Annotated in this window: 23 protein-coding genes and 3 pseudogenes; 7 read left to right on the top strand and 19 right to left on the bottom strand. The window is 47.3% G+C overall.

Features of this window, described 5'->3' with window-relative positions; translation table 11 throughout:
- A pseudogene (locus CBW46_RS09270) lies at nt 1-1097 on the top strand (IS3 family transposase); the annotation flags it as partial.
- A gap of 248 nt (nt 1098-1345) precedes the next feature.
- Here CBW46_RS09270 and CBW46_RS09275 read toward each other — a convergent pair.
- Complete coding sequence (locus tag CBW46_RS09275; RefSeq protein WP_089199741.1) at nt 1346-1489, bottom strand: FAD-dependent oxidoreductase; 144 nt, start codon at nt 1487-1489, stop codon at nt 1346-1348.
- 51 nt (nt 1490-1540) lie between these two features.
- Nucleotides 1541-2080: pseudogene (locus tag CBW46_RS09280) on the bottom strand (cation diffusion facilitator family transporter); the annotation flags it as partial.
- A 232-nt stretch (nt 2081-2312) separates the two neighbouring features.
- On the opposite strand from CBW46_RS09280, the gene CBW46_RS09285 reads away from it, so the two are divergent.
- Complete coding sequence (locus CBW46_RS09285) at nt 2313-2762, top strand: GreA/GreB family elongation factor (RefSeq protein WP_133253955.1); 450 nt, start codon at nt 2313-2315, stop codon at nt 2760-2762.
- A 239-nt stretch (nt 2763-3001) separates the two neighbouring features.
- Here CBW46_RS09285 and CBW46_RS09290 read toward each other — a convergent pair whose 3' ends face one another.
- From CBW46_RS09290 to CBW46_RS21275, 7 genes are all read right to left on the bottom strand, one after another.
- Nucleotides 3002-3304, bottom strand: a complete 303-nt coding sequence (locus CBW46_RS09290; RefSeq protein WP_089199743.1) for a hypothetical protein — start codon at nt 3302-3304, stop codon at nt 3002-3004.
- A gap of 710 nt (nt 3305-4014) precedes the next feature.
- Nucleotides 4015-4959, bottom strand: coding sequence for a thermonuclease family protein (locus CBW46_RS09300; protein ID WP_243633243.1), 945 nt, complete (start codon nt 4957-4959; stop codon nt 4015-4017).
- 1002 nt (nt 4960-5961) lie between these two features.
- The gene (locus tag CBW46_RS09310; RefSeq protein ID WP_089199745.1) at nt 5962-6501 is read right to left on the bottom strand and encodes a hypothetical protein; all 540 of its coding nucleotides are present in this window, start codon (nt 6499-6501) and stop codon (nt 5962-5964) included.
- A 555-nt stretch (nt 6502-7056) separates the two neighbouring features.
- Nucleotides 7057-7287, bottom strand: coding sequence for a hypothetical protein (locus CBW46_RS09315; RefSeq protein WP_089199746.1), 231 nt, complete (start codon nt 7285-7287; stop codon nt 7057-7059).
- Between the two features lie 114 nt (nt 7288-7401).
- The gene (locus CBW46_RS22275) at nt 7402-7716 is read right to left on the bottom strand and encodes a restriction endonuclease (protein WP_111361063.1); all 315 of its coding nucleotides are present in this window, start codon (nt 7714-7716) and stop codon (nt 7402-7404) included.
- A 77-nt stretch (nt 7717-7793) separates the two neighbouring features.
- On the bottom strand, nt 7794-8144 hold the full coding sequence (locus CBW46_RS22280; protein ID WP_424446270.1) for a type II toxin-antitoxin system PemK/MazF family toxin: 351 nt from the start codon (nt 8142-8144) through the stop codon (nt 7794-7796).
- On the bottom strand, nt 8083-8250 hold the full coding sequence (locus tag CBW46_RS21275; RefSeq protein ID WP_165842251.1) for a hypothetical protein: 168 nt from the start codon (nt 8248-8250) through the stop codon (nt 8083-8085). The genes CBW46_RS22280 and CBW46_RS21275 overlap by 62 nt, the downstream gene beginning before the upstream one ends.
- 2383 nt (nt 8251-10633) lie before the next feature.
- Here CBW46_RS21275 and CBW46_RS09335 point away from each other — a divergent pair.
- Nucleotides 10634-11340, top strand: a pseudogene (locus CBW46_RS09335) (sulfite exporter TauE/SafE family protein); the annotation flags it as partial.
- Nucleotides 11341-11494: 154 nt separating this feature from the next.
- Here CBW46_RS09335 and crcB (CBW46_RS09340) read toward each other — a convergent pair.
- From crcB (CBW46_RS09340) to CBW46_RS09360, 5 genes are all read right to left on the bottom strand, one after another.
- A complete protein-coding gene (gene crcB / locus CBW46_RS09340; protein ID WP_089199750.1) occupies nt 11495-11851 on the bottom strand; it encodes a fluoride efflux transporter CrcB in 357 nt (118 codons plus the stop codon).
- On the bottom strand, nt 11848-12234 hold the full coding sequence (gene crcB / locus CBW46_RS09345) for a fluoride efflux transporter CrcB (protein ID WP_089199751.1): 387 nt from the start codon (nt 12232-12234) through the stop codon (nt 11848-11850). Before crcB (CBW46_RS09345) ends, crcB (CBW46_RS09340) begins: the two co-directional genes overlap by 4 nt.
- A 39-nt stretch (nt 12235-12273) precedes the next feature.
- Nucleotides 12274-12696: an arsenate reductase (thioredoxin) gene (gene arsC / locus CBW46_RS09350; RefSeq protein WP_089199752.1), complete on the bottom strand. Its 423-nt coding sequence runs from the start codon at nt 12694-12696 to the stop codon at nt 12274-12276.
- 116 nt (nt 12697-12812) lie between these two features.
- Nucleotides 12813-14228, bottom strand: coding sequence for an arsenic transporter (locus tag CBW46_RS09355; protein ID WP_089199753.1), 1416 nt, complete (start codon nt 14226-14228; stop codon nt 12813-12815).
- A gap of 13 nt (nt 14229-14241) precedes the next feature.
- Nucleotides 14242-14553, bottom strand: a complete 312-nt coding sequence (locus tag CBW46_RS09360) for an ArsR/SmtB family transcription factor (RefSeq protein ID WP_089200015.1) — start codon at nt 14551-14553, stop codon at nt 14242-14244.
- A 213-nt stretch (nt 14554-14766) separates the two neighbouring features.
- On the opposite strand from CBW46_RS09360, the gene CBW46_RS09365 reads away from it, so the two are divergent.
- Together CBW46_RS09365 and CBW46_RS09370 are read left to right on the top strand one after the other, a co-directional pair.
- The gene (locus CBW46_RS09365; RefSeq protein WP_089199754.1) at nt 14767-15138 is read left to right on the top strand and encodes an ArsR/SmtB family transcription factor; all 372 of its coding nucleotides are present in this window, start codon (nt 14767-14769) and stop codon (nt 15136-15138) included.
- Nucleotides 15128-17281 carry a heavy metal translocating P-type ATPase gene (locus CBW46_RS09370; RefSeq protein ID WP_089199755.1) on the top strand — a complete coding sequence of 718 codons (2154 nt, stop codon included), beginning with the start codon at nt 15128-15130 and terminating at the stop codon, nt 17279-17281. The genes CBW46_RS09365 and CBW46_RS09370 overlap by 11 nt, the downstream gene beginning before the upstream one ends.
- Before the next feature lie 172 nt (nt 17282-17453).
- Here the strand turns inward: CBW46_RS09370 and CBW46_RS09375 are convergent, their stop codons facing one another.
- The 4 genes from CBW46_RS09375 to CBW46_RS09390 form a co-directional block, all read right to left on the bottom strand.
- On the bottom strand, nt 17454-17894 hold the full coding sequence (locus CBW46_RS09375; protein WP_089199756.1) for a hypothetical protein: 441 nt from the start codon (nt 17892-17894) through the stop codon (nt 17454-17456).
- Nucleotides 17895-18075: 181 nt separating this feature from the next.
- Nucleotides 18076-19425, bottom strand: coding sequence for an ArsB/NhaD family transporter (locus CBW46_RS09380; RefSeq protein WP_089199757.1), 1350 nt, complete (start codon nt 19423-19425; stop codon nt 18076-18078).
- 148 nt (nt 19426-19573) lie between these two features.
- Nucleotides 19574-19894, bottom strand: coding sequence for a YnfA family protein (locus CBW46_RS09385; protein ID WP_089199758.1), 321 nt, complete (start codon nt 19892-19894; stop codon nt 19574-19576).
- Nucleotides 19895-20015: 121 nt separating this feature from the next.
- Nucleotides 20016-20411: a rhodanese-like domain-containing protein gene (locus CBW46_RS09390; RefSeq protein WP_089199759.1), complete on the bottom strand. Its 396-nt coding sequence runs from the start codon at nt 20409-20411 to the stop codon at nt 20016-20018.
- Between the two features lie 116 nt (nt 20412-20527).
- On the opposite strand from CBW46_RS09390, the gene CBW46_RS09395 reads away from it, so the two are divergent.
- Together CBW46_RS09395 and CBW46_RS09400 are read left to right on the top strand one after the other, a co-directional pair.
- Nucleotides 20528-20812, top strand: a complete 285-nt coding sequence (locus CBW46_RS09395; protein WP_089199760.1) for an ArsR/SmtB family transcription factor — start codon at nt 20528-20530, stop codon at nt 20810-20812.
- A gap of 404 nt (nt 20813-21216) precedes the next feature.
- The gene (locus CBW46_RS09400) at nt 21217-22737 is read left to right on the top strand and encodes an acetamidase/formamidase family protein (protein ID WP_089199761.1); all 1521 of its coding nucleotides are present in this window, start codon (nt 21217-21219) and stop codon (nt 22735-22737) included.
- A gap of 359 nt (nt 22738-23096) precedes the next feature.
- On the opposite strand, the gene CBW46_RS09405 is transcribed toward CBW46_RS09400, so the two are convergent.
- Nucleotides 23097-24308 (bottom strand): iron-containing alcohol dehydrogenase, encoded by a 1212-nt coding sequence (locus CBW46_RS09405; protein ID WP_089199762.1) that lies wholly within the window; start codon nt 24306-24308, stop codon nt 23097-23099.
- Between the last annotated feature and the right edge of the window lie 45 nt (nt 24309-24353).

Consider the following 24353-nt stretch of genomic DNA (forward strand, 5'->3'; position numbering starts at 1 on the left):
GGAGGTCCTCCGCGAGGAGCAGACCGTCAACGAGATCGCAGCCAAATATGAATTGAGCCCGGTGATGATTAGCCGGTGGAAAGCGGAGTTCCTCGAGCGAGCCTCAACGGTATTCGAGAAGAAAACAGGCGAAGCCGACAAACTGAGAAAGGAGTACGAGAGCAAGCAAGAGCATCTCGAGAAGCTGGTAGGCCAACTCACCGTAGAGGTCGACTGGCTCAAAAAAAAAATCTGGCCTTAAATGAACCGCCCGAAGCACGTAAAGCAACGGTAGAACGTGACAATGCTAAATCACGGTTAAGCGCCAGGCAGATCTGCTGAGTGTGAATAGAACAAGCGTCTACCGCCCCGGCAAGGAACATCGTGAAAGTGAAGAAAATGTACAGATCATGCATCGAATCGATGAGATCTACATGAAGCATCCCTATTTCGGCTACCGGCGTATGACAAGATTTCTCCGTGACCAAGGCTTCAAGATCAATCGTAAGCGCGTGCGCCGTCTTATGCAGATCATGGGCCTTGAGGCGATCTACCCGAAGCCGAACTTGAGCAAACGGCTCCACGCCAAGTACACCCGCCCCTACCTGCTTCGCGGCTTAACCATTGACCGACCAAATCAGGTATGGGGGATCGACATCACGTATTTGCGGATGGGCAAAGGATTCATGTACCTGTTCAACATCATCGATTGGTACAGCCGCAAAGTGATCGATTACGAACTGTCCAGCACACTCGAGAAAGGCTTTGTGCTTAAGTGCCTAAGACGCGCCTTCAGTCGCTGCAAGCCGGAAATTATGAACAGCGATCAGGGCTCTCATTTTACCAATGCCGATTACCTTGAGTTGTTAGAAAAGGAAGGCGTTAAGGTATCAATGGATGGTAAAGGCCGGGCCACGGACAACAGCCGCACAGAGCGGTATTTCAGGTCGCTCAAGTACGAATGTATTTATCTGAACGAATTCAAGGACCCTCGCGCATTGCGCAATGGGATAGCTCGCTATGTCCAATTTTACAATCAGGAACGCCCTCATCAGTCTCTTAATGAAGCAAAGCCCGATCAATTCTATGCCCACAGCGTCGAGAAAATCGCATCCTAATTTACTAGATTACGAGAAGGAGGACATAACTTATTCCTCAAAAAATCGTGTCTTGACATTGGGGGGCATTACAGTTTCTATCCCGTCGTTGAGTTTAGTTTTCGCTTTTAGTACCTCAAACGTATGATTGGTTCAAAGTGTTGCAAAAAAAAATTTTTATCCATCGCATTCGCATTAGTGTATTGTTTCGTTGTCACCATGAAGCAAAATACATCAAATTATTATTCCGTTACTCCACCTGAATTCTCCTAGACACTCCGGTTTTTCCAAATCTGCCCCACTTCTTCGCCTTTGTCGAGCAAAGCGAAAGACAACCCCTTTTTCTTTAAAAAGTATCCCGCGGCAAGGCCAGCCTGACCTGAACCAATAACGATAACGTCATACGATTGCATCAAAATCTCTCCTAAGTAGCAGCTACACTTTATTTCCGTATGATTTGTGGCTTAATTTTCAACTTGAATGGTTCTGTGATGAATCGTAAACTCCTTTTCCATCAGTTCTATCGCTTGTTGAAGGATCTGCTGACAGTCCCATCCATCCTTGACAAGTATGTGGCAACTCATGGAATCCAGCCCGGACGTGATGGTCCAAATATGCAAATCGTGGACATCCTTCACACCGTCAATGCGCTCCAAGGCTTCCTTAACAGCAGTTTGATTAATGGAACTTGGCGTGCCTTCCATGAGAATATGAACCGTATGATGGATGATTCCCCAGGCGCTTTTTAAAATAAGCAAAGCAACCTAAACCGAAATAATCGGGTCGGTGATATACACCCAAAGCAATACCATACATAGGCCGGCGACAATGGCACCTACAGAACCTAAAGCGTCTCCGAGAACGTGAAGATAAGCGCTTTTTAAATTCACGTTGTTTTTTACGTCACCTTTTCGCATGAGGGACCAAGCGCTAGCCAAATTCGCGAGCAAACCAATTAATGCAATCAGTATCATAGAGCCGCTTGCTACGGCTGGTGGGTTAAACCCAGATTAAGTGAATGTGCAGAATACAAAATCTGTTGGGCAGAGGTATCTTCAATAGCTCCAGACACCATCCTCCACATTCCAGGATTTTGGACCGTCCATAGACAAAAAAACTAGTTGTGCTATTATAACTCATAAGATCCCATCTGGGGTCTATTTAACATATGGAGGATGATTGCTTTGAACGAAAAACAGAGACGTATTTTCCAAAACAATCCTGGGGGAATGGTAGGTGAAATCTTCTATGAGCCATAGTATTCTCACTAATGGGTTTCGCGATGGTTTACTGAAACAGCTCGTATATTTTGATGAAAACAAATACAACCTTTTAGACAAGTTTGCCTCGAGTACTGATTTTGAGAAAAATCAGATTGATCGGCTTGTAAAACATTATCAGAAAAGGGTAGAGAATATTCTAGCCGGTTTTCACGAAGACCTACTTCAATCCAGAGTCTTAATAGGCTCTAAAGTACTGCTTCAATTCGAGAATGAGGACCAGACTGAGACCTACCACATTGTATTGCCCGATGAGACCAACTATGACAACTGCATCTCTTTTTTATCACCGTTGGGCAAAGGTCTCCTTTTTGCGCAGTGTAAGGATACGATAGCTATTCATACCCCGCAGGGAGAGCAACGTGTTCTTGTTCTCAAGAATGAATATGTGCTCAATACATCGTAACGAAAGAAGAGGAAAATGCGTGGTATCCAAATATACACCTGAGGGTGCTTCAATGACACAGGCCATCGTTTCCTAATTGTTTTTTTGCGGTATTTACGATCTATGAGAACCCGCTGCCGTTAGTGGAGCGAAAGGGCTGCTACGTGGGGCTGTTGACAAAGTGGGCCAGGGAATCAATTTTCCTTAGTCCACCTTGTTTTTGCTCTTATTACGTGTGAATTCGGAGGCTTAGTATTACATTATTTCACTTGTGACATGATAACTTCCTTCAATTTCTCTGTGCCAAACGCACCCGGATTGATGGCATTTGCATCCGGGTAATATACCCCCCTTAGCGAAGTGCCATCCTGCAGATGCACACGCAAGAACACGCGGCCATCGTCATTGGCATGTTTGGTTTTTGCGTAAATCGCGTCAAAACCGACATATGCCAGTCGCAACAGTTCCTGCACAAAAGCCTCGGACGCTTCCGCGTCAAAATCGCGAATATGACTGCCATCATAGGAGCTTTCGATGCTCACTTTCTCGATTTTTCCCTTCAATATCGAGCAAATCGCCTAACGTTTTCGCGCCGGGATTTTCTCGGACTTCATACACTTTATTATCGGCCGCGACACGAAACGACCGATCGTATCCCTTTAATTCATAAAGCCAATGTTGTCACCGTCGCTACACCGAATTATTCTAGTTAATTATTGGAAATCCTTTATTTTCACCAAGTCACTACAGATTTGATAAAACGATGCCTTTGACCTAACAGAAGCGTAATTGAAGCAAATTACCGGTTTCCGCTGGAGTCCACAACTCGTGTACATGTGCTTATCAGCTGGCCAACCTGAGTTGGTTATAATCAAAAAAGCAGCCGCTCGGAATGGCGGCTGCTTTGGTGTCGTCACGGAAAAGGCGTATCTTTTGCAATATTATTTTTCTAAATTCTTAAATGTGTTAATAGTTATTGGACGGGACCTGACGCTTTATCACGCTGCGATCCGCGGTAAGATCAACACATTCAGTCTAATACTTCATTTTATTCTAACATACGCTCAAATTTCCCGTTTATTTTTCTGGCAGAAACGTAGATGCCAGACTTTCTGCTCAGCTTGAAAAAGCGGTGAATGTTTTCGCTGCTTCGCATAATAATTGACAGTTTGGCAATATCAGAAAGGCAAGCCGAATGAGCAGTGCAACTCGCCACTTAGTGTACGCCTAGGTAAAAAAAGTAGACCCTGGCTCAGGTCTACTTTTTCTGCTCTTATTTTTCACATGCCACGCCATCGCCATCTCGGTCCAATTTCCTACTGTATCCTGGGTCTCCTTCGTATAGCGGTGCTTTGCCTAAACTCTTTACCTCCGTGCAATTCTTATACACTATATTCGTACTTGGTTTTGGCGCCTCCTGCACAGGCGGCGCAACTGGCGCTGGTTTAGGTTCTGGTTTAGGTTCTGGTTCTGGTTTTGGCTCAGGCTCGGGCTGAGCTGGTGCCACCTGGGGCTGTTGCTCCTCTTTTTTCACGGCCGTTTCGTCGTAACCTGTTTCCGTTACGTAATTCTCTATGCTCCATATGCCCAATTTTGCAGTCTGAGCCTGTGTTTGTAATTCGCGGAAGCGATCCACATACTTTACATCAGGTGGGTACACCGCGACTCTCGCCAGCCCCTTTTCAAGCAATGTTGCATTAAACATCTTGCCATCTAAATAGACATACATTAGCAAGCGACCGTATTTATCTCGTTCCGTTACGTCTTTTTCTAGAGTGGCTTCTTTACCTTCCAATGTTTCCTTCGTAAAGGCCGCTGCTTCCGGGCCAAATGGCTGAACAGGTTTATCAGGATGTTTCGTTTCTGCTGTGTCGATGAGCAGCATGCGTACGGTCTCTTTCTTGCCATCGAGTTCAACTTCTAGGGCATCTCCATCGACAGCCCGTAACACTTTCGCGGTGATTTGTGTGTTATTTACAGGTTCAGGTACTCCTGCCTGCTTTACCTGCTCTGGCTGCACGGACTCTGTTGTTGCCGCGGCCATGGGTTTCTCTGACGGAGGCGCGTTTACCGCCGCCACACACATGGTGACGAACAAAGCGCCTGCGCCAATAGCGAATTTCTTTGCTTTACCTGTTTTTCTAAGCCAGGCCACTAAGGTCACAACAAGGCAAAATAAACAGCCTAACAAAGCGATGATACCAATTGCGTCCCACATTTAATTTTTCCTCCACTTGCGACAATTTTCAACAACGTATGATACCAAAAAAAGAGAGAGTAGAATAGCCCTCTCAGTCTGCTAAGTCGCTTACAAAGTCGCCCTAGGGAAGGGTCTACAGGCTGAAATAGTCCCCGAGAGGGGACTATTCCGCAACATTCCATAGACCAATAGATGAATGATTGGCGTAATTTCATCTTATGCCAAAGAAACATTCTCTATGACTTGATTTGGCAATTTACACGCGGCCTGAAATGGATCGCGCGCCATAAGAAATAGAAAACTGGACCCGACAGGATCCAGTTGCCGTCAACAACTATGCAATCGTAAACCAAGTCGCCACAGATGTCGTATCGATGCTTGGTTTTAAATATATAATCAGGGAACCCGTGCCATAGCTCTCATTCCCACACATTAAGCACTTCATGAATATTTTTAATCACGCTACGTTAAATGCTACATTAAATCAAAGTTCAAAGGATCGATTGTTCACTTTTGGCGGTACAGTCGCAGTAGCCTGCTCTAACATGTTGTCTTTGATATGCACAGGTAAATGGGGCCTCTCTCTAGCCGCCGTTTTCGTCGAAATGGTCGCCTTGCCGCCCGTCCGAATCGCGTGAATGTTCGCTTGTTCGGCTTCGTGGTCAGGCAACCCGGCGCGGAGATTTATCTTCGGTTCAACGACTTGATACTAGCGGCTGAACTCATGAGTCATTTGCGTGATGACGTGAATACGCTCACGACATTTTCGATGAGCAACACATACCCTCAAAGAACGTGATCGGCTATATGTATAGGAGAATTAACACTAGTCTACATCTAATTTGCGGGTGGTGTCAGCTTGGCTGGTACTACCCCGTATAGGAATGTGAAAAGGTATTACATTATCAAACCATATTTTAGCAATGGGGACTCCCCAGCCCCTAGTCGGAAGGTCGTTGCAGCAAAGAGCCACAGCATATAGAAACGGTGGCTCTGCTTACTTTTGCTCGATATGCGTTGTTATGTCGATCGAGCGACACTCAATAGAGGTGGCTGCTTGCCCTGATTGAGCACCTCAAGTACCGACAAAACACTGGTTTCACCACGATTAAATTTGTCCATGAGATCCTTTGCTTCCTCTTTGTCACCGAACCAATCAGGATCTCCGCTAATGTCTATGTTTAATTCTACCTTATTATCAACAGCTATTTTTAGCATCTCAGCCGGTTCGCTCTCTGGGAGTGCAAGTTCCAGGTAACAATGATGTTCACGATCCGGCTGTTCCGACGCAATCTGCGCCGAAGTTTTCAGCGTGGGCGCTATCATATAACACCACTCGCCGTGTTTCACCTGAATGGTTATGATGTAGTCTTTCTCGCCAGTTCCGCGCGCGCCATGAAAATGCGCCCACAAAAACACGCCGGCCTGTCCGCCTCTTGCCAGAAAGGCTTCGACTTTGCCCTCCCCGATTGACTTCGACGCATGAGCGATTCTATCCGCCTCGGGTGGCGGATTGAACTTCACCGCCTCCGTATCATAAACACAATTCCAATTGCTCATTTCGTCACATTCCTCTCTATTGACCTGATGTAGCATTCTTAGAATAACCGATCAATAGCAAATTGATGACAATAAGTTCAGTTGAATCCATGCCTTTAGTCAACGACGTATAATCGTAAAGTTCACCCCCAATTCCTAAATTCTGGATAAATCTAACCATATTGAGATTGGTATTGCGTTCTCGTTTGTTTAGTAGGACCCGTGATCCAACTCCATGCGGCCAAGCAATTCATAATCTGAGCACGCCCGCCGGAAGAAAGAAGCTATAAAAGCAACGAGAACAACGCCCGGTTTTGGGCGTTATCAATTCATCGACTATGCTACACTTCTTGCAAAATAGGACCGTGGAACGTCTGTTCATCTTCGCCTTGTCCTATCTTTATACCTGTGCGGAAAACCTTTAGGCTATCAACTCGCCGACCGCTATACTTCCAAAACGAGCTAGCTAACGCTTCGGCATTTTTCTTCAGTGTTGTGATTAGATCATCCAGGCTCCTTGGAAAATTTCGGTCATAGGTTTGTGATATTACCGGGGCAGCGTATTTCCATCTGACTTCAATAGCGATAAATTTTTACTTGGTAATCAACGCCAGGGTGCTCCCGAACTCTCTCCTTGAAGATAATCTGTTTCGGCAGTACACTGCGATACTGATAGGCGAATTGCTCACCATTTGATTCGGCATCCTGACCGTGAAACAATGCGAGCACCGCATCAGCTTCCCAGCTCAGCTGCGCAGCGTATACAATAGCGAGCTCTTGAATTTTCTTATCGTTGGGTAGTATCATTTTGTCTCTCCTACGCTCGTTAATGCTAAGTACACTATTTTATTGTTGCTATTTCATCCAATCGCTATTCCCGAAGCGGAAATCGATAATTTCACAACAACAGCTATACCGCAGTTATGATCCTACATTTGGGAAATGAGCTGCAACCATAAAACTCGCCTTTGGAATTTTCCGTAAAACCATCTTACTTCCACATTTCAAGCAAGTCTTCTCGCCGGTCGGCATCGCTTGCTGTACAGTGTTTGCGGAAGGTGCCGAACCTGGGTTCAGTTTTAGAATCATCTCGATGAGCTGTGCAGCACGGTTGATTAGACTAATGCGATTTGATTTTGCGAGCGCGTAAGCCTCGTCGGTATATTCCCTGTTCGCATTCACCCAGCCCTCCGCAGCGCCGTAATGTGCAATGGCCGCTAAAACGTCAAAAGCCACTCGCTAGGAGTGGCATTGTTCTTAAGAGAACTATAAAGTTTTATGCTGCAAGGGCGCTGTTTAAATTTATGTATTATTCAGAATAATTCCCGGCATTTGTTTAAGACATTCAGCAGATCATCAGGATGAAGTGATCCCAACTTTTTGATTAATTTATCTTTACTCACTGGAAATAACTTTGAGGTTCTTGCTACAGACTCTCGAGCAAGCCCAGCCACTTGCCAATGAAAAAGAATTATATCTGCCCCTACCTTTGGCGCGTGAGTCGTGATAGGGGCTGTCAATACATCCACATCAATAGCTTTGTCATTCCCTACAATTACTATTGGCCTAACTTTGAACTGCTTTGTAGCTGTTTGGTAAACGCTAGCTATCCAAACGTCTCCCGGCTGATAGGTGGCCGTAGAGCTCATCGTATATATCGTCATCCCCTTCGAACCAAAAATCAAGTTCGGTTCCAGCGATAATTGCTTTTTTGCTGATTTCAGCTAGAGTAAGATCATCATTGTTGTGCTTCGTGGATTCATTAGTCATTTTCATGACACCTCCGATTGTATGAGAATAATTTTATCATATTTACCGTGGACATACAATGAATGCACCAAATGCAGTTTTTAAGATACATGTAATTTTGGGTGCCCCCCTGGCATTAGCCGGAACCACCATGAAAACTCCTAAACAATGCCTAATCGATCACAAAACTCCGGATCCAAAGCTTTTAAGTTTGTGGCAGCTATCGCAACGGCCTTTGTGGCTGCCGCAGCTGGCATCCATATCGACCAGCTGCCTTTAATTCATCCAACCGTTTCAACTTGGCGATGTAAATTGCCCAAGCAGTTTCCCATTCCTCTAATTCTTTTCGTTTCAACTCTGCGCCAGGATCATGTTCCAAGAGTGACAAATTACCATCAATCTATAAACGATCCTGCTCGTTGTAAGTGGGCTATATCTACAGTAGCCAATGGCCATCTTTACTTTCACTTGCTTGAAATCTCCATGTGGGGCATTTAAATGCGCTGCTCCATAATGACCGATTCAGGCAAATCATAATGGAACCATAAATCCAAAAACAACACATCAACATCTAACCGTTATAGAAATATTTACTATCGTTCAAGGGATTGACTCCGAACCGGTTGAATAAGCGCAGAAGCATGTTCTAACATGTTGTTTTTAATATGCATCGGCAAATGAGGCACTTTCTCTAAGCGGATATTATGTATGGTCTTTTGCCCTTGAAGTTGGACTTTGACGCTTTCCACACCATTATCGGTTACAATCTGGTGTTTTTTAACATTCATATTGTTGAAACAGCGTTGATGTCATCTAACACTTACATTGTTCCTGCGGCCTGAAGCAATAGCATCATCTAATGTCACAAATACCTCGGACTCTGGCTTGGAAGACACGCTTCTGCCGTTCTCACATTCATTTGTATGAAAGACCTTGGAATGAGGCAGTGCGTAAAACAACTGCCCAAGCGTGACGAGTCCGGTAGCTATTTCTCGGGCGAACTCTGCCTCCTTCTACTGCAGCTCTAACTAAAAACATATTGGTTCATTTGCATTGTTAAATTTAATTGATAACATTTACGATTCACTTTAAATGTTCAGTTTTACTGAATCATTTTATTGAAACTTTTGTGATGACGAAAAAGGGCCGGGGATGCTTTCCCTCGGCCCTCACTTGTGCGGTGCTTCCGCTACACAATTATATTAACTTAATGTGGTAACATTTGTCAATAAAGTAGTCTGAGTATATCTACAGGTGCTATATGCTAACCACTGCAATGTATTTAGGGGTAGTACCGGCGAAGCTGCCACCACCCGCAAAGTAGATGTAAACTAGTGCTAATTCTGACATACATATAGCCGATCACGTTCTTTGAAGGTGTGTGTTTCTCATCGAAAATGGCGTGAGCGTATTTACGACATCACGCAAATGCTGCCTACAACTAGTTCACTCACCTGCTGTCTTCTTTTTCCTGTTCCAAAACTCCCAGGAGCAAAGGAACCTTGTTTCTTTTTGCTTGTTTCTCTTTCCTCGCTTTCTTCTTGAAGTAATTAATTCGGATTTGCTGTAACTTGATGGCAATAATCTCGATCATAACGTTCAGAGAAGTACGTTCGTTTTGGACGAAAGATTCTTTTATGATGGCACCATCTTGCACCCACCCAGCCGGTGATGATTTAAATCCATTCTTTCAAAGCAAATCTGCTTTTGCTGCATAAAAGAGCTGGCACATCCAGAGTAGGGTGGGCAGCAATATCACTGTTAGCGTTCGCAATCGCAGGAGAATTTTTAACCTTTGCCTGCTTAGTCTTGGTGGGCTTCGGATTATTGCGTTATAACCAGTACAGGTCATAACGAAGTTGCGGCTCAATCACGATGGGACCATGATCTTTTTACCAAATGCTTGAACTTATTGTGATCTCTTGAAAACACGCCGAGAATAAAATCTATTCTATCCTTTTCGAAATGTATCGGTTTTTCTTGTGTGCACATTACTTGAGTAAATAACATACCTTGACTGCGCAATATCTTTCAATGATTTACAGCGAAACAATCGAATTGCGACCATTTTTTTCGGACATTCCTTGCCACAATCTCCACCTCAATGAGCAAGACGCACGTCTGCCAGTAGATGAATTAGTTTTTCACTCATGTTGTCAAATGACCGCACACGCTTTTTCGTAATTAATCTGCCCGGACTTACTCACTCAAATACCTCTAAACCGCCCAACAATCAGGCCACGGTCATACTTCAAATTTGTTTGCTAATTATTTCCATCTTAGAAATTTAAAAATCCAGTTGATAACAATAGGCACAGCCAAAACACCAGTAACAAACAACTTGTTCTCCAACCCTTTAATTGTGCCAGAGAACAACGCCATGGTAATCATTCCATAAATCGCGAATCTAGTAAGCAAACCAAGCACCGCAGCGTCCGGCGTTTCTCACCTGTGGTTTAAAAACGTGGACCGCCGCATTCTGCTCAGATTAATTATCCCTGGCTCCATTAGTGCGTTTTGCGGTGCTGCATTTTTGAGCAATTTGCCCGGGGATGCAATCAAGCCCTTCGTGTCCCTGTTCTTGCTGCTGTTGGGCGTGTATATCACGGCGCGCCCGCGGTGTCAACCGCTTTTCTCACTCCTCTCGGTCTCGTCGGCGGCTTTTTCGATGCCGTTGGCGGAGGGGGCTGGGGGCCCATCGCCACGCCGGTGCTTTTATCCAAGAAGGGGATGGCTCCACGTACAGTGATTGGGACGGTGGACACAAGTGAATTCGCGATCGCGGTTTCCGCTTCATTGGGTTTCTTGTTATTTCTAGGTTGGGAGCAGTTCAATTGGTATTGGGTAGGAGCTTTCATGATAGGTGGGGTCGCCGCCGCGCCAATCGCAGCATGGCTTGTTAGAATCATTCCGGCTTATTTGCTCGGCGTGTTGGTTGGAGGGTTCATCATTCTCACGAATGCAAGAACCTTATTGTCCACGGGAAATGTGATACCGGAAGCATGGATTTTGTGTATCTACATTGTGCTTATTGGTCTATGGGTCAGCGCCATCGTATTTCAAGTGAGAAATAGAAGCAAGTTCCAAGGTGCCGGGGAGCACCCGGTCTAGTCTGGTTTGAAGAGCCGGATCCTTGCATGCAGAGCTGGGCCGCAGACGCCACGCCAGTGATCAAACCAGTCGGAGACGTGCGTTCAGGAAGCCCCTGCTGTGCACGCGCCGGCGTGATTATAACATAGCTGGCGGAAAGTCTGGGCTGCGCAATTCACAAAACAGTCATGCCCACGAAAGCAGACCATAGCCCCAACAGCACGGAACTGACCACGTACAGCGCGGCTTTTGCCATTTCCCCCTGTTGTACCAGCTGGATAGTTTCGTAACCAAAAGTGGAAAAAGTGGTGTATGCGCCACAAAAGCCTGTTCCCATAACCATCCAGACCAAGTCGGAAATTTGCTCATTGGCGTGCATCGAGAGCAAAAGTCCCAGGGCGAATGAGCCGGTGGCATTAATCACCCACGTTCCCCATGGAAACTGAGATTTCATCTTGGAGTTCACCCATCGGCCAAGGTAAAACCGACAGAGGGTTCCCACCGCGCCGCCAAAACCGATCAGCCAGATCATCTCGTGACCTCTTTCTTTTTCACTTTTGCCAAACAGACACCGGCGTAAGCCAGCAGCAGCCCTCCCAGTGCACTGAGCAGCACGTACAAAGCGGCAATAGCAAGGCGCCCGTCTTGAATTAGCTCAACCGTTTGAACTGAAAATGCTGAAAATGTGGTGAACGCACCAATGGTGCCGACGCCAAAGCCAAGTCGCACCTCGGGGCGAAGCGTCCAGCGCACTTCCGCAGCGGTGAAAAACCACCCTACCACCAAGCAGCCAACAAGGTTCACCGCTAAGACGCCAACTGGGAATCCGTTGGTTAACGTAGGCATGCTCTCGCCTAATCCATACCGCAGCAGTGTGCCGATAAATCCTCCGACCGCAAGCGCAAAGACAGTCATCTACAGCTTCCTCGCATTCTTTTGATCATCGAATCCGTCTCATTTACCTTCCCTGATGAACTGCTCGATCCGGCCCTTAATGGAGTCGCGGACGGTGCGGAACTGGCCCATGATTTCCTCTTCCGTACCGGTTGCTTTTGCCGGATCATCGAATCCCCAATGCCATTTGGTCACGTTCTTGCTGGAGATCACCGGGCAATGCTCGTCCGCGTGGCCGCACAGGGTAATGACGTAATCGGCACGATTCAAAATGTCCGGATCTATCACATCGGAGGTGTTTTTACTGATGTCTACGCCAGTCTCATTCATCACTTGCACCGCACGCGGATTCAAACCATGCGCCTCAAGCCCAGCGCTTCTGACTTCGTATTTATCACTGCCCAAAGCTTTTAAAAACCCATCCGCAATTTGGCTTCTGCAAGAATTTCCGGTGCGAAAGTAAACTAACGGTTTTTTCTGCATGATCAAAATCTCCTTTGTAGTTCGTGTAGGTGAGTACGTGTTCTTGCCTTCGACAGCAGCAAAACAGAATGCGTTGACATCGACACCACCTCAACACCCATCCTGCCCAGTGTGAATCAGCTATGCCGTTGCTGCCCTGGTTGATTCTGCTTACTGCCCAGCCGCGTTTTTATGATCACCGCTACCGCAACGAGCACCATCACGACAACTGCAATCATGAACCAAACATTTGCATTCACGGTGTGGATCAGCGCTAGCCACAGGTAAAGGCCGACAAGTGTAATAAACAAGGTTGGAATCGTTAAAATAATGCCGACTTTAAAATAATAGCCCCAGCTGATTTTCATATTTTTCGTTGCCAACACATGGAGCCAGAGCAAGGTGGCAAGCGAGCCTATCGGCGTGATTTTCGGCCCCAAGTCTGCGCCGATCACATTGGCATAGATCAGCGCCTCGCGGATCATGCCCTGCGTCTGTGTTCCGTTGATCGCGATCGCGTCGATGAGCACGGTCGGCATGTTATTCATAATCGACGACAGGATGGCAGAGATATAGCCCATACCGACTGTCGCGGCAAACAGACCATTGTCCGCTACCGCTTGAATAACGCTGCCCAGCACATCCGTGAGTCCTGCATTTCGCAGCCCGTATATGACCACATACATCCCTATAGAGAAAACTACAACCGCCCACGGAGCGTCCTTGACGAGCTTCCATGTATGAATCGCCGGGCTTCTTCTCGCGGCCAAAAGAAAGACGATCGCGGCGACGCCTGCAATGATGGATACGGGCATCGCGGCAAATTCACTGCCAAAATAAGCGACAAGCAAAGCCGCTAAGATCACCCAAGATAACCGAAACAGCCTTATATCTTTGATGGCGTCCTTCGGCTTTTTTAGCTGCGTAAGATGATAGCTGTCCGGGATGCTTTTCCTAAAATACAGATAGAGCACAATGAGGCTCGCAATAATGGAAAAGAAATTCGGCACGATCATGCGGCTGGCGTACTCGGCAAAGCCGATGTTGAAGTAGTCCGCGGACACGATGTTCACTAAGTTGCTGACGACAAGCGGCAGAGACGCCGTATCCGCAATAAACCCGCTGGCCATAATGAACGGCAGAATCATCTTTTCGTCAAACTTGAGTGCCCGAACCATCGCAAGCACAATCGGCGTAATGATCAGAGCCGCACCATCGTTGGCAAACAGGGCGGCGACCGCCGAGCCAAGCAGAATGATAAACAAAAACATGAGCAGGCCGTTGCCGCGTGCGAGCCGCGCCATATGCAATGCCGCCCATTCGAAAAATCCAATCTCGTCGAGCACCAAGGAAATTAAAATCACGGCCACAAAGGCCAAGGTGGCATTCCACACGATGCTGGTAACGGTGACTACATCCTCGAAGCTGACCACACCGAACATTAAAGCAAGTGCCGCCCCGGCACTCGCCGACCAGCCGATATTTAACCCCTTTGGCTGCCAGATGACGAACGTCAGAGTGACTACAAAAATGATAAATGCAATTATCGCCATATGATCCTCCAAATTAATCACAGCATTGTTTTTCAGACTTGAGGCGTTCTGCGAATGATGGAAGACTAGCTATCAAGTCCCGTACATACGGTTTATCCTCCACCTTCAAAGAATAGTAAATCCATTGCCCTTTTCGGGTTTCACCGACCAATCCCCCATCCCTCAACTTTCGCAAATGCTGGCTCACATTGGGCTGGGACGTTGCTAACAAAGCGACAATATCGCATACGCACAGTTCCTGTTCCTTCAACAGCGCGACAATCGTGAGACGTGTTTTATCACCGAGCAGCTTCAGCGTTTCCGACATCTCTTGGATCTGCTCCATCGCTTGGTTCACCACAGCGGCCATCTATGTGATTCCTCCATTCGTTCAAAATTTAAATTAACAAAAGCTAATATATAACAACACACTTATATAATCAAGCAATTATACATAGCTCGTGTAAAAAACACATACAAACGTCTATTTGAATAATATAGCAGGAAATGTTATGCTGATAACAATCAAATGAATATTTGAATATTGGAGGTGCGGTGCATGGTTGAAAAGGATACCTGCGAAATATATTGTTACGACGAACCGAAGGTAAGACGCATACAAGAATCACTGCAGCTCGAGAACATCCAAGCAATGACACAGATGATAAAAGCTCTGGCTGATGAAACACGCATGAAAATCGCCTATGCGCTCTGTCAGGACGACGAATTGTGCGTTTGCGACGTGGCTAACATAATCGGCTCCTCCCAGGCAACAGCCTCTCATCACCTAAGAGCTTTGAAAGGCTTGGGCCTGGCTAGATACCGCAAGGAGGGCAAGCTTGCATTCTATTCGTTAGATGACGACCATGTTAGGCAGCTGGTGCAAATGGTGTCGTCTCACAGCAAGGAGCTGAGCGTAAATGGAAAATAATGCAGCGGCGCACAAACAGGTTTACCGGGTACAAGGGTTCTCATGCACCAATTGTGCCGCTCGCTTTGAAAAAAACGTCAAGGGTCTGCCAGGCGTACTGGACGCCCAAGTGAATTTTGGAGCTGCGAAAGTGACCGTTTTCGGGGAAACGACGGTCGCGGCGCTCGAAGAAGCCGGTGCGTTCGAAAACCTGACGATCACCCCCGAGCGCGAACGAATCGCGAGTATCAAATCACCATTTTGGAAGCAGCACGCAAAGGTGATCGTGTCCGCCCTGCTCCTGGTTGTTGGCTATTGTCTTGATTACAGCCTGTTGTATGCTCTTGCCATTATCATTGGCGGCTATGAGTTATTCATAAAGGGACTAAAACAGCTCCTTCGACTGCAATTTGACATGAACGTATTAATGACGATTGCCATAATTGGCGCCGCTACCATTGGCGAATGGGGCGAGGGTGCCACGGTCGTGATTCTGTTTGCAATCAGCGAAGCGCTTGAGCGCTATTCCATGGACAAGGCGCGGCAATCCATCCGGTCACTCATGGACATCGCGCCGAATGAAGCTCTTATCCGGCGCGGCAGCCGGCACATGGTAGTCAGTGTGGACGATATACAGATTGGCGACATCATGATTGTTAAGCCGGGTGAGAAGCTGGCAATGGACGGCATGGTGATCAAAGGCATGTCCACGGTGAACCAAGCGGCCATCACCGGGGAATCGCTTCCGGTCGCCAAGACGGTGAACGATGAAGTGTTTGCCGGTACGCTGAATGGAGAAGGTGCACTGGAGGTTGAGGTGACCAAACGGGTGGAAGATACGACGATCTCCAAAATCATTCATCTCGTGGAAGAGGCACAAGCCGAGCGGGCACCGTCACAAGCTTTCGTAGACCGTTTCGCCAAGTACTACACTCCGGTCATTATTCTATTAGCAGCGGCCGTCGCAGTCCTCCCTCCGGTGGCGCTAGGCGGCGGCTGGGAGGACTGGGTATATCGCGGCTTGGCACTGCTGGTCGTGGGATGTCCGTGTGCTCTTGTGATCTCCACACCAATCTCCATTGTTACTGCGATTGGAAATGCGGCAAAGCACGGCGTTCTCATTAAGGGCGGCATCCACCTGGAACAAGCAGGACGACTGTCCGTGGTGGCTTTTGATAAAACGGGCACGTTAACCAAAGGTGCTCCAGCTGTGACTGACATCATTCCGTTCAGTGAAAGAACCCAGCAAAATCTGCTGCAAATCGCTGCCGTCATCGAAAGAGGATCTCAGCATCCGCTGGCTTCCGCGATTGTTCGTCGCGCTGAGTCCGAGCGCATTCCTCTCGATTTGGAGGTGGACGAATTCACGGCGGTGACAGGCAAAGGCGCCAAAGCCACGGTGGATGGTGACCGGTACTATATCGGTAATCCTAAGCTGTTTGACGAGCTCGATGTCAGCTTACCAGCAGATGTCAAACACCGGATCGAAGGCCTGCAGAATCAGGGCAAAACGGTGATGGTTCTCGGCACAGATAGGACCGTGCTTGCGCTGATTGCGGCGGCAGATGAGGTGCGCCACTCCACTCAGGAGATGATAGGGAAGCTCAATCAATTAGGCATTAAAAAAACGGTGATGTTGACCGGCGATAACCGTGCAACTGCCGACACGGTCGGCAAACAGCTTGGCGTCTCAGAGATCAAAGCCGACCTTCTTCCGCAAGATAAATTGGAGTATATCAAACAGCTGCGTAGACAGTATGGGAATGTTGCACTGGTGGGCGATGGTGTAAATGATGCACCCGCACTAGCAGCATCCACGGTGGGAATTGCAATGGGCGGTGCCGGTTCCGATACGGCGTTGGAAACAGCGGACATCGCATTGATGGCGGATGATCTGCGAAAGCTGCCGTACACCATCAGCCTAAGCCGCAGAACGCTGGCAATTATAAAGCAGAACATTACCTTCTCTCTTGCCATCAAGACTGCTGCACTCATTTTAATCGTACCCGGTTGGCTCACACTGTGGCTCGCCATTTTTGCGGACATGGGCGCGACATTAATTGTGACGCTGAACAGCTTGAGGCTGCTAAAGCAAAAAGTCGGTCTGATTGCAGGCGACCAACCGGCGCGAGCGGGCACAGCGCCTAAAGGCGTGAATGGTTAACCCATTGTCGAGGCTTGGTACAAGAGCGGTTTGCTTTTATGATGTGGTAACCACGATATGCCCGGTAAGGCGAGTAAAACAGAGTTATATTTGTGATTTACGTCCGCGGCAAGGGGCGCAATACGTAAAAAGGAAGAAGTGAGGGCACCCGGCAGCCACGTCTTCCTTTTTATCATGTGCTGCTCTCGTACAGTTCCGTCATAAGATCCGCTAATTCCGAGCTAGGCTTAACGGGTTTATTATCGACATGGGTAGGCGTGAAAATCATCTTTTTTCCCTCTGTTTCAAATAAGGTCACATGATACAAGACGCCCGCAGAGTCTTCTTGGTCCGGATCGGGAACCAGTTTTACATGCCGCACTTTCTCAATCCATTCCTGGATCTTGGCCGGTTCTGTAAAGGTCTTTCGGTTTCCGCTGCTGCCGTCAAACATTTCGATGGCATCCACTTTGGTAATATCGCCGGGGTAAAACGTTTCGAGTGCTTTAGGCGTGAGATCCGCGAATTCCGCGTTGGATGGGTTCGCATCTGATGTGTTACGGTTTCCGCATCCGCTGCAAATCGTGACAAGTACAACCGCAATCAGCAATACCGTTAGGAGCTGTCTTTTCATAAATTCATTGCCTCCCTTTAAAAAAGGCTCAGCAGCACACCTTATCCAAAAAAGGATTTGCGTATACCTGCCGAGCCTATCTTATACTTGCCGACTGAACTGATTTGATGAAATAGTGGCAGAGATTTAAAGGAATTGAACCTGACCGTGGACTGGTTGCATGGCTCAACTCAGCGCCTTGTCACATCAGATATCGAAGAAACACGTACACACTTGCAATACAAATTTGCAGAAGCATCAAAGGCATACCATATTTCATATACGTAACGAATCGTATCGGATAGCCCTCTTTCGCTGACATACCGGCGACAATTAAGTTGGCACTCGCACCGATCAGCGTCCCGTTTCCGCCCAGGCAAGCCCCAAGCGCAAGGCTCCACCAGAGCGGCTCCAGATTACTGACACCCATATTGCCCATCTCGAAAATCATCGGGATCATGGTCGCCACAAACGGAATATTGTCTAAGAAAGCGGAAGCGATCGCGCTTATCCATAAAATTAGCATAGAAGTAGCTACCAGGTTACCGCCGGTCAGTTCAATAGCCTGCGCGGCCAGCCGTGAGATAACACCAGTCTCTACCAGACCTGATACGAGTACAAATAAGCCGACGAAGAAAAAAATCGTCATCCATTCCACCTTGCTAAAAGCCTCTTCCATCGCATGCTCGCCTGTCAGAAGCAGCAGAAGAAACGCACCGGCCAACGCAACCGTCGCTGATTCTAGGTGCAGCGTCTGGTGCAGAAAAAATCCGAGAATGGTCAATCCCAAGATAGCCAAGCATTTATTCAGAAGCTTCCGATCCGTGAGCACTTCCCGTTCATCCATCTCCATAATGCTCTGCTGCAGCTTGGCAGTCGATTGAATCTGCTTGCGGAACAACCAAATGAAGATCGGAATATGAACCGCTAAAATAACGGCGGCGACTGGAGCCAAATTGATGATAAAAGCCATAAATGTCAGCTCCTCCACCGCACTGCCGATCATAATATTCGGCGGGTCACCGATTAATGTCGCTGTGCCGCCGATATTGGAGGCCATCATTTGTGTGATTAAAAACGGCACCGGACTAATTCGCAGCTGTCTTGTTATGCTTAACGTGACCGGCACCATCAGCAGTACAGTCGTAACGTTATCCAAAAAAGCCGATCCAACAGCAGTAATCAATATCAATGAAACCATAATACGTACCGGATTACCCTTTGCTTTTTTAGCAGAGAGGAGAGCAATGTATTTGAACAATCCTGTCTCCGCGGTTATGCCGACAATGATCATCATACCGATCAGCAATCCTAACGTGTTGAAATCGATATGGTGCAGCGCCGTTTCCTGATCCACGATTCCCAGCACCACCATGAGTATCCCGCCAATCATAGCCACGATGGTACGGTGAATTTTTTCCGAGATAATCAATCCGTAGATGATAACAAAAATAGCGATTGCCCAGATAGCTTGTTGTTCCATAAATGCCCCCCATTGTTTGTGATTTGTGTGGCATACATCGACAAAAATACCACAGAATAACTGCCCCATATTATGCCCTCCGGCCAACAAAAAAAGCCCGCTAAGGGGCTTTTTTCACCGAAAAAAGGCAAAAAGAAGCCTACCTATGGCAGACTCCTCCGGCGACACACAATATTTAGATACCAACATTATACTTTGCGCATCAGCAGAAGTAAAGCTAATTTCGCGGAGCCCACAGCATAACCGAAACACCGGCGATACAAATGAAGGCTCCAATCCAGTCGTATATGTCGGGAGTTTTTTTATCTACCCACCATCCCCAGATCACGGCCAGTACAATAAACACTCCGCCATACGCTGCGTATACACGTCCAAACGTCGGGAAGCTGTGTAACGTCGGTATGACACCGTATGCGACAAGGATTAGGCTTCCCACGATGCCATACCAAGCCGGCTTGGATTCCCTGAGCCACAGCCAGACCATGTAGCCCCCGCCGATTTCCGCCAAGCCAGCGACCACAAACAGCAGAATTGCCAAACCCGTTGCCCTCCTCCATCACAAGTGCAGCTGATCAATCATGAAAAATACCATATCTCGTGCGCTGCGGAACACGCCAAGCCACGCAAAAGTCATCCAGTGAGATAAATGCACTGAGTATTTACGCGCAGCACTGATGCGGCACTGTGCAATCTTGGCTGCTCGCATGGCATATCACCCAATAATCTATTCTGAAACCTTTTCGTTTCAAGTATCGCGCGGCTGAGTAGGCTTCGCCAGGCGCACTTGCCAACAATATGACCGGTTTATTTTTGTCGAGGTGTTTGTGCCAAGTTAAACTTAATCTGCCAAGAGAAATATTGATTGCATTGGGATAATGGCCTGCCTCATACTCCAGGTAATCACGAACGTCAAGGAGCTGTACACTGGAGTCTGCGCAGAGCAGCTGAGGCAGTTCGGCCGCATTCAACAGCTTCATCCCGCGCGCGGGAACATGTCTCCGATACAGCCATATTCCGATTCCTGCCAGCACGGCAGCACCTATTGCTATGTCCATTTGCGTCCTCCCATCCGGTGGATTATTCCCAACCTGATTAGTTACTTGTGTCTTGCGTTTCACATTGTTATATCATAATATTATGATATATGGAATTTGTAAAGCGAGGTGCCCCGATGGATAACAATTTCAAGCAATTTAACGAGGCTGCGGACATGTTAAAGGCTCTAGCCCATCCCGTCCGTCTATGCATCGTCAAGGGGTTGCTCACGAAAGGCCGTTGCAACGTGGGGCATATGCAGGAATGCCTGGATCTGCCGCAATCCACAGTCTCCCAGCATCTGCAAAAGCTGCGCAACTGCGGCATTGTGACCACCGAGCGTAACGGACTCGAAGTGAACTACACGATTGCTGACAACAGAGTTAAACAACTAATTCAAGTTTTCTTTAGGGAGGTATAGTGCTGACTATCCGGTATGAATTTGCTGAATATAATCTGTGCCGTATGCACAAGTGTGATCATGGGCAATACGGATTCCTGGCAACTGAGCCAATAGTTATTTTGGAAAACAGGTGGACAAAGGGTGGTGTAATCCTTTGTTGGCCTGTTTTTTTGCACGATGCGGTCTAGAGTCCGTCGATATAAAGCTTGTTTCACACCGCCACGCACTGCCGCCAGTCCGCAAAAAGCCTCAACCAGTTAGCTATGCGATACATTACCTTACATACTTCAATCGGATCTTCATTTCATCCATTTATTTATAACATATTGTGTGAATTTATATAACATATCCATTGATCAATCACAGTAATCTGTTATATAATTACATACTGATTGAATTATTACATAATTAGGAGAGATATTATGACAAAGAAAAGACATGGTTCAAAAGCAGTAAGGTCTGCGTTGTTGATGTGCGGCCTTTCACTTCTGGGAGCGGCGCCTTGGCCGGCGGCAGCTGCCGCATCAGCAGTGCCGATTTTGCAGCCCACCAGCGCAGACAAAGTAGAAGGTAAGTACTATGTGCCATCGACGCTTGATAGCATAAGCTGGGGATACTTGCCGAATCGGGACAGCAAGCCGATCTCCACAGTACCTTCCGGCAGCACAGTGACCTTTGACACGGTCTCTCACGAAGGCATACTCGCTGATCAAGGCCGCAATCCTGAAAGTTACTTTAGTTCGTTCGGAGTCAGCCCGGAACATGTATTGGATGACGCAAAAGCGATCGCCGCTTCCGGTCTCGAACATAATTTTGATGAAGATGGACCGCATGTCGTGACAGGTCCGATCGCGATTGATGGTGCTGAACCTGGAGATGTACTGAAAGTGGAAGTTCTATCTCTCACGCCACGGGTACCGTACGGAGTGATCTCCAGCCGACATTACAAAGGGGCACTCTCCGGCGAGTTTCCGGAGAATTACGGGCGCCTGGCGGGTGCGGGGGCGGACAAACCGGAGCTGTATCAGAATGTATCCAAATTCACACCCGTAGAGGAGATCAACGGCAGGCTGTATGGGGTTTTACCTGTGGAACAAGGCGGTGAGCTTAGATTTCCGTTAAAACCATTCATGGGACTTATGGGTGTGGCTGCGAATACTAGTGATAAATTAAGCTCGGTGCCGCCTATCGAGACGGGAGGTAACATCGATATCAACGAACTGGGCGTCGGTTCCACGTTGTACCTTCCAGTGCGAGTGAAAGGCGCCCTCTTTTTCACAGGCGATCCGCACTTTGCACAAGGTGATGGAGAAGTGTCATTGACGACAATGGAGGCTTCTCTCCGCGGCACATTCCGTCTGACCTTGCTGAAAAAAGACGACCCTTCTATCCCTCGTAACGGTGAATTGAAACAGCCTTTCGCTGAAACCGAGGACTATTGGATTCCAATAGGATTGGACCCGGACTTGGACGATGCGATGAAAGAAGCAGTTCGGGAAGCATTGGGTTTCCTCAATGAAAAGCTGGGCATGGACCGCGCAACCGCGTATGCATACATGAGTGCCGCAACAGACTATGAGGTGTCCCAAGTGGTGGATAAAACAAAAGGGATTCACGCCCTTATTGACAAAAGGCACTTTATCGACAACCTGAAGTTGTCTGTCCATGTAGACGGTCATACGCTCGACTCAGCGATTGTGAATGACGAGTTTTATGTGCCTCTTCGCGCCGCGGCCGAAAGATTGGGCTATGAGGTCAAGTGGGACGTTGAAAATTATGCCGCTATACTGCTCGCAGGCAGCACTTCGGTCAAGGTGCCAATCCAAAAAGATATTTATGAGGTGAACGGCAAGTCTATATACCACGCTGCAGACGCTATACTGCAAGAGGGAAAGACCATGGTGACTATGAAAGTTTCTCCGACATTCTTGGTGCGAAAGTGAACTGGACGACGACAGGGAACGTACTCAACGCTAACGTCACGTATGAAACGAAGAAGTAACAGACGGGCGTTGCAATGATTTACATCACACAGAGAAGCTCTCTTAAGTTCACCCCTATGAGTGTACATCGAACATAAACTCCTGGGTTTATCCGGTGAAAATCTAGGTGGTGCACTCAATTCCTGGCGCAATTAGGATGAGACAATATCTTTGTGCTTCAACCGCTTGATGGACAGCCAGGCAAAACAATAATGAAACCCAATTCACAGACCAAAACAGAATGTTCTGTGCGCCAGTCAGGTCATCAGGGCCCGTTTCCGGCTGCACCTAAGATCGGCAACCGGAAACGGATGAAGATATTACACGTTTTGGAGGACTTTCTGTTCTTCACCGATGTCGGCATCATTAGCTCGATGGAATAGATCAAGCAGGTCCTGATAGCTTGTTTTTCTGGGATTCGTTTGGCTATTCATATCCTTTAGTGCATCCTCTGCTAAAATACTCCAGGCGGAATCCTCGATATTGAACGATTTCAGAGACGGAATATTGGTGTCCTTGACCAATCTCTGTACTGCTGCAACTGCTTTCTCTGCAGCTTCCATCGGAGACAGGCCTTCAATGTTTTCTCCCATGGCAACCGCAATATCTGCGAAACGACTCGGGCAAGCAATTAAATTAAATTTCATTACATACGGCAGTAAAATGGCGTTTGCTACTCCATGCGGAATATCATAATGCCCGCCTAGTGGATGTGCCAGAGCATGAGCGTTACCTAAACCAACCTGTGGAAATCCAATCCCGGCAATGGTACTTCCAAGCATTACTTTCTCTCTCGCCACGTAATTTTCACCACGTGCGTATGCTTCCCGCAGGTTTTCGCCAATTAAGCGTACTGCTGCAAGATTAAGCGTGTCGGCAATCGGCGAGGCACCATTTAACGCCCCTTTGGCTGTATACGCCTCGATTGCATGGGTAAGGGCATCGACGCCAGTAGCTGCGGTGATTGCAGGTGGCAGTCCAAGCGTCAGCATCGGATCAACCAGTGCGACAGCCGGTGCCATTAACGGGCTTCCAATGCTGGACTTCCAATTCTTCTTTTCGTCAGTAATAACCGCCCATTGAGTGACTTCACTTCCTGTACCTGAAGTCGTTGGAACAGTAATAACATCTGGACCTCTTTTTGTGAACGTTTTTCCGCCAATATCGTACTCGTTTATATCCCCTTCATTAACGGTCATCATACTAATTGTTTTACAAGCATCCATTGCGCTGCCGCCACCGACAGCAACGAACGAGTCACAACCATTCGATCGGAACACCTCTACCCCTTTCACAACCGTGGCAGACGGCGGATTTGGCGGGACTTCATCAAACACAATATATTCAATTCCATTGTTGGATATTGATTCTATAATGCCTTTTAGTAAGCCAGCTTTTACAATTCCCTGATCTGTGACGATCATCGTTTTCTTATAATTTCGTACAGCTAACTCCTCTCCAACCTTCTGAGATGCATCTTGACCAAAAACGATTTTTGTAGCACAAACAAATGTAAAAATATTATTAGTCATGTCATTACTCTCCTTTTATAAAAAGTAGTGTTTTATGTTTTAATG

Source organism: Paenibacillus xerothermodurans (genome assembly GCF_002220865.2).
GTDB lineage: Bacteria > Bacillota > Bacilli > Paenibacillales > NBRC-103111 > Paenibacillus_S > Paenibacillus_S xerothermodurans.

Bases quoted from the DNA above. Each gene is read 5' to 3' on its own strand.
- CBW46_RS09355 (WP_089199753.1), bottom strand. From the start codon at position 14,228: ATGGCGATAATTGCATTTATCATTTTTGTAGTCACTCTGACGTTCGTC.
- CBW46_RS09395 (WP_089199760.1), top strand. From the start codon at position 20,528: ATGGATAACAATTTCAAGCAATTTAACGAGGCTGCGGACATGTTAAAG.
- CBW46_RS21275 (WP_165842251.1), bottom strand. From the start codon at position 8,250: ATGACTAATGAATCCACGAAGCACAACAATGATGATCTTACTCTAGCT.
- CBW46_RS09360 (WP_089200015.1), bottom strand. From the start codon at position 14,553: ATGGAGCAGATCCAAGAGATGTCGGAAACGCTGAAGCTGCTCGGTGAT.
- CBW46_RS09380 (WP_089199757.1), bottom strand. From the start codon at position 19,425: ATGGGGCAGTTATTCTGTGGTATTTTTGTCGATGTATGCCACACAAAT.
- CBW46_RS09400 (WP_089199761.1), top strand. From the start codon at position 21,217: ATGACAAAGAAAAGACATGGTTCAAAAGCAGTAAGGTCTGCGTTGTTG.
- crcB (WP_089199750.1), bottom strand. From the start codon at position 11,851: ATGATCTGGCTGATCGGTTTTGGCGGCGCGGTGGGAACCCTCTGTCGG.
- CBW46_RS09405 (WP_089199762.1), bottom strand. From the start codon at position 24,308: ATGACTAATAATATTTTTACATTTGTTTGTGCTACAAAAATCGTTTTT.
- crcB (WP_089199751.1), bottom strand. From the start codon at position 12,234: ATGACTGTCTTTGCGCTTGCGGTCGGAGGATTTATCGGCACACTGCTG.
- CBW46_RS09275 (WP_089199741.1), bottom strand. From the start codon at position 1,489: ATGCAATCGTATGACGTTATCGTTATTGGTTCAGGTCAGGCTGGCCTT.
- CBW46_RS09370 (WP_089199755.1), top strand. From the start codon at position 15,128: ATGGAAAATAATGCAGCGGCGCACAAACAGGTTTACCGGGTACAAGGG.
- CBW46_RS09390 (WP_089199759.1), bottom strand. From the start codon at position 20,411: ATGGACATAGCAATAGGTGCTGCCGTGCTGGCAGGAATCGGAATATGG.
- CBW46_RS09310 (WP_089199745.1), bottom strand. From the start codon at position 6,501: ATGAGCAATTGGAATTGTGTTTATGATACGGAGGCGGTGAAGTTCAAT.
- CBW46_RS09365 (WP_089199754.1), top strand. From the start codon at position 14,767: ATGGTTGAAAAGGATACCTGCGAAATATATTGTTACGACGAACCGAAG.
- CBW46_RS09300 (WP_243633243.1), bottom strand. From the start codon at position 4,959: ATGTGGGACGCAATTGGTATCATCGCTTTGTTAGGCTGTTTATTTTGC.
- CBW46_RS09315 (WP_089199746.1), bottom strand. From the start codon at position 7,287: ATGATACTACCCAACGATAAGAAAATTCAAGAGCTCGCTATTGTATAC.
- CBW46_RS22280 (WP_424446270.1), bottom strand. From the start codon at position 8,144: ATGACGATATATACGATGAGCTCTACGGCCACCTATCAGCCGGGAGAC.
- CBW46_RS09375 (WP_089199756.1), bottom strand. From the start codon at position 17,894: ATGAAAAGACAGCTCCTAACGGTATTGCTGATTGCGGTTGTACTTGTC.
- arsC (WP_089199752.1), bottom strand. From the start codon at position 12,696: ATGCAGAAAAAACCGTTAGTTTACTTTCGCACCGGAAATTCTTGCAGA.